The following is a 6,764-nucleotide window of genomic DNA, read 5'->3' on the forward strand; positions in this document are numbered from 1 at the left end:
ACGATTTGAACAAGGCAAAGGTTTGTTCGGTCAACAAGGGCGCTCCCAATTCGAGGAGGTCCACCACTTGTCCCGATTGCACATGAGGAATAGCCATGCACCAGTATGCGCCACCAGCACGCCGGCGTCGAGATGCCGAGCCGTTGCGCGCGGCGCAGGCGGGCAACGCCGCTGCGTGAGCCAACCGAACGGGCCCGGCTGCGTCGAAAGCGGATCTGTATCAGGTGCCGGTTCGGCGCTGCCGCGCCCGCTCCAGCGTCTGCGCCGCCGTACCCGGCACCAGTCCATACATGTCGGCAAACGTCTCCAAGGTCTGGCCGCTGGCCTCAAAGGTGCGCAGCAAGGCCTCGTCCTTGGCGGCACGCGCAGCGGCTTCGCCAAGGGCTTCGTCCAGCAAGGCGTTGGCGGCTTCGTCGCGCCCACGCACCAGCTCGGCATAGGCTTCGCGCGACAGGCCCGAGGCTTCGAACGCCTGCACGATGCGGTTGCGCAACTTGGGCAACAGGTCTTCGCCACCGCGCCCTTGTCGGCGGCGAAACACCTCCAGCAAGGCGTGGTGCACGTGCTCGGGCGCCATGGGCTCCACCGGCTGGCCTTGCAAATCGTGCCGCGGCAGGCCCGAGGCCACGGCGGTCAGGTAGCGGGTTGAACGGGTGTGTATGGCCATGGCCTGCTTGAGCGCTTCTCGCTCCAGCTCAACCGGGTGGGCCGCTTGCAAATCTTGAAAGATGCCGCGTTTGAGTGGCAGGAACACCGCGCCGAACAACTGCGGGTACCAGCCCGCCAGTTGCTCCAGCACCGGGTGGCTGCGCAACCCGCGTGGCCCGGCAGCAGCACCTCCCTGCCCCCGCGCCGATTCGCCACCACGCGCCGAACGCCCGCCTCGGCGCCCTGCGTTCCGGTTGGGCTTGGCCTGCGCCACGGGTGGGACGTCGCTGGCGGGAAGGTCGGGCTTGAGGTCGGTCATGGCAAAGTAAAAACAGCTGCAAAACCCGACATCATGCCAGCCATGACTGGTCGCGCCAACAAACCCGCCATGGTGGGCGATACGTGGGCGATACTTTCGGACTGCCATGAAGTACCTCAGCGCCTACCCCATCGACCTGCAAGCCCAGGTGCGTCGCCTTCTGGACGAGCAGCGCCTCGGCGACATGCTGCTGCGCAAATACCAGACGGCCCACACCATCCGCAGCGACCGCGCGCTGTTCGCCTACGTGCAAGAGCTCAAGGCCGAGTACCTGCGCAGCGCCGACCCTTTGAACAAGGTGTGCTTCGACAGCAAGCTGCACGTCATCCACCACGCCCTGGGCACGCACACCAGCGTGTCGCGGGTGCAAGGCAACAAACTCAAGGCCAAACGCGAGATCCGCGTGGCCACGTTGTTCAAGTCCGTGCCCATCGAGTTCCTGCAAATGATCACGGTGCACGAACTCGCCCACCTGAAAGAAAAGGCACACAACAAGGCCTTTTACCAACTGTGCACCCACATGCAGCCCGATTACCACCAGGTGGAGTTCGACCTGCGCGTCTACCTCACCCACCTGGACATGGCGGGGCCCTTGGTCTGGCCAGACGAAGGTCTGCACAAAGGCCCGGCGGTTGCAAACGCCGACGGTACTTGAGGGTGTACGGCCGGTGACAGCGGGAGGTGCAGTGCCCCCTCTACACTTTGCCGCAGTGGTCGGGCACTTGTTGCACCGGCTTTTTTTCTGACCTCCTCTCCCCACAACACCATGAAGCGACTCCAAGGAAAAATCTGCATCATCACGGGTGCGGCGCAAGGCATAGGCCTGGCCACTGCGCTCAAATTCGCACAAGAAGGCGCCACTGTGATCGTCTGTGATGTGAAACAAGCGGCGGTGGACGCGGCCGTGCAGCAGTGTGAAGCGCTGGATGCACAGGCCCTGGGCTTTGTGATGGACGTGACCCAGCGCGAGATGGTGGACGCCGTGGTGGCGCAGGTGAACGAGCGCTTCGGCCGCATCGACGTGCTGGTGAACAACGCGGGCATCACACAGGATGCGCGCCTGCAAAAAATGACGCTCGAACAATTCGACCGCGTGATCGACGTGAACCTGCGCGGCGTGTTCCATTGCGCGCAAGCGGTGGCCGACACCATGACCGCACAAGGCAGTGGCGTGATCCTGAACGCCTCTTCGGTGGTCGGCATTTACGGCAACTTCGGCCAGACCAATTACGCGGCCAGCAAATTTGGTGTGATCGGTTTCACCAAGACCTGGAGCCGTGAACTTGGTCCGAAGGGCGTGCGGGTGAATGCAGTCGCGCCTGGGTTCATTTCCACACCGATACTCTCGACCATCCCGGACAAAGTGATCACCGAGATGGAACACCGCGTGCCTCTGCGGCGCCTCGGAAAGCCCGAAGAAATTGCCAACGTCTACGCTTTTTTGGCCAGCGACGAAGCCAGCTACATCAACGGCGCGGTGATTGAGGTATCGGGTGGCATGTCGGTCTGAAACCAGAGCGGGCCTGGACTGGGCGCACTGCGGCGTTGTGCAAAGCCGACGGTTTAGCGCTTGACGTGCGGTATGTGGGGTATCTAATCGCTGAGGCAGTCGCTACTCCCGGCGGCTGTCAAGATTGCGCGCTTTGGGCCGATAACCAGTGTTACCGTCCCATGCTTTTTTCCTCATGCAGATTGCCCCTCTCCCCGACAACGAACCCCAGCGCATTGCCCAGTTGCAAGACTTGGGCGTGCTGGACACGCTACCTCACAAAGCATTTGACGACATCACCGCGCTGGCCTCCGCCATTTGCGACGCGCCCATTGCACTGATCTCCCTGGTGGACCGGGAGCGCCAGTGGTTCAAGTCGCGCGTCGGTCTGGGTGTGGAAGAAACCGATCGCGACGTCGCCTTTTGCTCGCACGCCATCCTGACACCGCTCGAACTGATGACGGTGGAAGACGCGATGCAGGATCCCCGCTTTCACGACAATCCACTGGTGACGGGCGAGCCCCACATCCGCTTTTACGCGGGGGCTCCCATCGTCACCGAGGACGGCTACGCGCTGGGCACGGTGTGTGTGATCGACCGGACCGCCCGCACCCTCACCGAGGCCCAGCAACAAGCGCTGCGCTCGCTCTCGCGTCTGGTGGTGAATCTGCTGGAACACGAACGCATACGCAAAAAAGAGACTCTGCGCCATTCAGAACAACTGACCACACGCAACGCGCATCTCACCGCACTGAGCGCATCGGGTCTGGACCTGATGTCCTTCATCGACAAAGACTACGTCTACCGCTACGTCAACCAGACATACCTGAGCTACTGGGGTCGCGCGCTGCAGGATATCGTGGACCACAATGTGGAAGACCTGCTCGGCACCGAACTGTTTCACAACACCGCCAAGCCCCACCTGGATCTGGCGCTGGCGGGGCAATCGGTGCACTTCGAAGCCACCATCCAGTTTCCGATCAAGGGTGAGTGCCACGTCGAAGTCACCTATCTGCCCTCGTTCGACGAGCTGGGTCAGATCACCGGCGTGATCGTGCGCGCGCACGACATCCACTCCCTGAAGTTGCGCGAAGAGCAACTGCGCCAAACGGTGGCGATGCTGGAACACAAGACCCTGGAGCAAGACCGTTTCATCCACATCGTTTCCCACGATCTGCGCGAACCCATCAACACCATCAACAACTTTTCTTCGCTGCTGGTCGACGACGAAGCCCTGAGCTTGCCGGAGGCGGCCAGGCGCTACCTGAAGTTCGTGCACGCTGGCGGCAAACGCATGGAGTCCTTGCTGAACGACTTGCTCACCTTCCTGCACTTGGACCAACACGCCGTGGCACGTCGCCCCGTAGACTTTTCGCAACTCGCCGAACAGGTGCGCAACGACCTGGACTCGGCGCTCAAACGCTCGGGCGGGCAGTTCCACTTTGAAAGCTTGCCCAGCCTGTCCGGCGATGCGTCGCTGCTGCGCATCGCGCTCCAGAACCTGGTCGCCAATGGTCTGAAGTTCACCCGTCCCGGGGTGCCACCGATCGTGAGCGTCAACTCCAGCAGCGACCGCGACACGGTGCATCTGCATGTGCACGACAACGGCATTGGCATGCAAGCCGAGCAGCTCACCCAGATCTTCGAGATGTTCAAGCGGCTGCACACCCGCAAGGAATACGATGGCAGCGGCCTGGGTCTGTCGATCTGCCGGCGCATCGCCGAATTGCACGACGGCCAGATATCCGTGACATCGGATCCTGGCCAAGGCAGCTGCTTCACGCTCAGCCTGCCGCGCGTACCGGCACAGGCCTCACCACCACAAGAAATGGAATAACAGCATGGCATCGTTTGAGCGCATTGTTCTGGTCGACGACAACGAAGCGGACAACGTCTACCACGAGATCATGATCCGCCGCGCCGGCTTCACCGGTGAAGTGCTGGTTTTCGAGTGTGGCGCCGACGCGCTCGCTTTCCTCCAGGCAGATCCACTCGACCTGCCCACCCGCCTCTTTCTCGACATCAACATGCCCTTGATGGACGGGTTCGAGTTCGCCCGGCAAGCCACACCGCTGCTGGCCGACAAGCCCACCTTTGTGGTGGTGATGCTGACCTCATCCGACGCCTCGCAAGACCGGCAGCGGGCCAGCGAAATGCCCGTGATCCAGGATTTTGTGACCAAGCCGCTGACGGTCGAGCGGGCGCGCGAGCTGCTGCAGGATCCCGAATAAATGCTTTCGCCAACCAGTTACTTGCCATAGTCAAGTAACTGGTTCAAAATTGGGGGCATGAACACCGCCCCGACCGAGGTCGATCCTGCACAGGTCCGTGCGCTGCGCGGCTTCAACCGCTTCTACACCCAGCGCACCGGCCTGCTCGACCCCTACCTGGGCAGTGCGTTCTCGCTCACCGAGGTGCGGGTGCTCTACGAGCTGGCCCACCACGCCCCTTGCACCGCCACCGAACTCGGCCGTCGGCTGCTGCTCGATGCCGGCTACCTCAGTCGCATCGTGCGCCGCTTCACCGATGCGGGCTGGATCACGCGCACGCCCTCGCCCGCCGACGCACGGCAACAGGTGCTGGGCCTCACGCCGGAAGGCCGCAGCGCGTTCGAACCTTTGCAACAGCGTTCGCGCGAAGAAGCCGCACGTTTGCTGGAACCACTGGCGCCCGCGCGGCGCGACGCACTGGTGGCGGCCTTGGCCCGCGCGCAATCGCTGCTGGAGCCACAAGCCCAAGAACCCTCGCAGACGGTGGTGCTGCGCGATGTGCGCGCTGGCGACATGGGTTGGGTGGTGCAACAGCACGGCGAGCTCTACGCCCGCGAATACGGCTGGAACAGCGAATTTGAAGCCCTGGTGGCCGAGATCGTGGCCGAGATGATCCGCCAGCACGATCCGCAGTGGGAGCGCGGCTGGATCGCCGAGCTCGACGGCGAACGCGTGGGCTCGGTCTTCGTGGTGCGCAAGAGCGAAACCGAAGCCCAGTTGCGCCTGCTGATCCTGAGCCCCGCCGCGCGTGGCCTGGGGCTGGGCGCACGCCTCACCGACGAATGTCTGGCCTTTGCGCGCGCCAAGGGCTACCGCAAGATGCTGCTGTGGACCCACAGCACCCTCGCCGCCGCCCGCGCCATTTACGCGCGGCGCGGCTTTGTGCTGGTGCACAGCGAACCGCACCACAGCTACGGCCACGACCTGGTGGGTGAGACCTGGGAACTCGCGCTGTGAGAGCGTGCGGCGCAACTCCGCAAGAAATGTCAGCCCAGTGCGGCTAGATTGAAGGCCTCTGACCACCCCCGACAGGAGCCTTCCATGCACATCGTCCAGCAAGACACCGCCCTGCGCATCGTGGGCATCGAACTGAGGACCTCCAACGACGAGGCCATGCAGACCATTCCGCCGCACTGGCAGCGCTTCACCAGCGAAGGCGTGCTCGACCGCATTCCCGGCAAGTTGTCGGACGAGGTCTACGCCGTCTACACCCACTTCGAAAACGCGGGCCGCGACAACCAGGGCATCTACTCGCTGATCATCGGCGCGCCGGTTTCCAGCTCGCAAGCCGTACCGCCGGGCATGAACCACGCTGTGCTGCCGGTCTCGCCACGCGCGGTATTCCCTGTGCCACCGGGCCGCTTCGATCTGGTGGCCGCCGTGTGGCAAGCGGTCTGGCAAGCACAGCACCTGCCCAAGACTTTTGTGGCCGACTGCGAACGCTACCGCGCCAATGGCGACATCGACATCCTGATCGGCCTGCGACACGGCACCACAGCATGAATCTGAGCCACGGCTGGACCGACTACCAGCAACGGCTGGGCCGCGTCATTGCCTACCTGCACGACCACCTGCACGAGCCGCTGGATCTGCACCGCCTGGCCGAGGTGGCGCACCTCTCGCCCTACCACTGGCACCGCGTCTACCACGCGCTGCACGGCGAGACCATCGCCGTCACGGTGCGAAGGCTGCGGCTGCACCGCGCCACGGGTTACCTGGCCAACAGCCAGTTGCCGGTGGAGCAGGTCGCGCGCCGCTGCGGCTACCCCAACGCACAGTCTTTTGCCCGCGCCTTCCGAACCGCTTACGGCATGAGCCCGCTGCAGTACCGCCAGCACGGCGGGCACACGGTCTTCCACCGCGCCGCCGCACAAGCCCTTGCGCCCGGGGGTTACCCGGTGGAGCTGCGCGAAGTGCCCCGCCTGCGGCTGGCCGGGCTGGACCACAAGGGCTCGTACATGACGATTGGCAAGGCCTTTGAAGGCAGCTTTGTACAACTCGCAGCGCTGGACCTGGTCGGCCCCGATTCGCGCTGGAT

At 63.6% G+C, this 6,764-nt stretch carries 8 protein-coding genes; 7 read left to right on the top strand and 1 reads right to left on the bottom strand.

The genetic code is table 11. From position 1 onward, the window contains the following. Nucleotides 1-220: 220 nt before the first annotated feature. A complete protein-coding gene (locus ABYB95_RS14060) occupies nucleotides 221-967 on the bottom strand; it encodes a ProQ/FINO family protein (RefSeq protein ID WP_372659190.1) in 747 nt (248 codons plus the stop codon). A 106-nt stretch (nucleotides 968-1,073) separates the two neighbouring features. Between ABYB95_RS14060 and ABYB95_RS14065 the strand changes: the two genes are divergently transcribed. From ABYB95_RS14065 to ABYB95_RS14095, 7 genes are all read left to right on the top strand, one after another. Further along, nucleotides 1,074-1,622, top strand: coding sequence for a YgjP-like metallopeptidase domain-containing protein (locus ABYB95_RS14065; protein WP_372659191.1), 549 nt, complete (start codon nucleotides 1,074-1,076; stop codon nucleotides 1,620-1,622). A gap of 111 nt (nucleotides 1,623-1,733) precedes the next feature. Then, nucleotides 1,734-2,477, top strand: a complete 744-nt coding sequence (gene fabG / locus ABYB95_RS14070; protein WP_372659192.1) for a 3-oxoacyl-ACP reductase FabG — start codon at nucleotides 1,734-1,736, stop codon at nucleotides 2,475-2,477. A 175-nt stretch (nucleotides 2,478-2,652) separates the two neighbouring features. After that, nucleotides 2,653-4,293: an ATP-binding protein gene (locus ABYB95_RS14075; RefSeq protein ID WP_372659193.1), complete on the top strand. Its 1,641-nt coding sequence runs from the start codon at nucleotides 2,653-2,655 to the stop codon at nucleotides 4,291-4,293. A gap of 4 nt (nucleotides 4,294-4,297) precedes the next feature. Next, nucleotides 4,298-4,687, top strand: coding sequence for a response regulator (locus tag ABYB95_RS14080; RefSeq protein WP_372659194.1), 390 nt, complete (start codon nucleotides 4,298-4,300; stop codon nucleotides 4,685-4,687). Nucleotides 4,688-4,744: 57 nt separating this feature from the next. Further along, nucleotides 4,745-5,683 (top strand): GNAT family N-acetyltransferase, encoded by a 939-nt coding sequence (locus tag ABYB95_RS14085; protein WP_372659195.1) that lies wholly within the window; start codon nucleotides 4,745-4,747, stop codon nucleotides 5,681-5,683. 84 nt (nucleotides 5,684-5,767) lie between these two features. Beyond that, nucleotides 5,768-6,229, top strand: coding sequence for a GyrI-like domain-containing protein (locus ABYB95_RS14090; protein WP_372659196.1), 462 nt, complete (start codon nucleotides 5,768-5,770; stop codon nucleotides 6,227-6,229). After that, nucleotides 6,226-6,764: GyrI-like domain-containing protein (locus ABYB95_RS14095; RefSeq protein WP_372659197.1), on the top strand; the 539-nt coding region annotated here is incomplete at its 3' end. The genes ABYB95_RS14090 and ABYB95_RS14095, both read left to right, overlap by 4 nt.

This window comes from Hydrogenophaga sp., assembly GCF_041633695.1.
Lineage (GTDB): Bacteria > Pseudomonadota > Gammaproteobacteria > Burkholderiales > Burkholderiaceae_C > Hydrogenophaga.

Coding starts and splice junctions, on each gene's coding strand:
- ABYB95_RS14090 (WP_372659196.1), top strand. CDS start 5,768: ATGCACATCGTCCAGCAAGACACCGCCCTGCGCATCGTGGGCATCGAA.
- fabG (WP_372659192.1), top strand. CDS start 1,734: ATGAAGCGACTCCAAGGAAAAATCTGCATCATCACGGGTGCGGCGCAA.
- ABYB95_RS14065 (WP_372659191.1), top strand. CDS start 1,074: ATGAAGTACCTCAGCGCCTACCCCATCGACCTGCAAGCCCAGGTGCGT.
- ABYB95_RS14085 (WP_372659195.1), top strand. CDS start 4,745: ATGAACACCGCCCCGACCGAGGTCGATCCTGCACAGGTCCGTGCGCTG.
- ABYB95_RS14075 (WP_372659193.1), top strand. CDS start 2,653: ATGCAGATTGCCCCTCTCCCCGACAACGAACCCCAGCGCATTGCCCAG.
- ABYB95_RS14060 (WP_372659190.1), bottom strand. CDS start 967: ATGACCGACCTCAAGCCCGACCTTCCCGCCAGCGACGTCCCACCCGTG.
- ABYB95_RS14080 (WP_372659194.1), top strand. CDS start 4,298: ATGGCATCGTTTGAGCGCATTGTTCTGGTCGACGACAACGAAGCGGAC.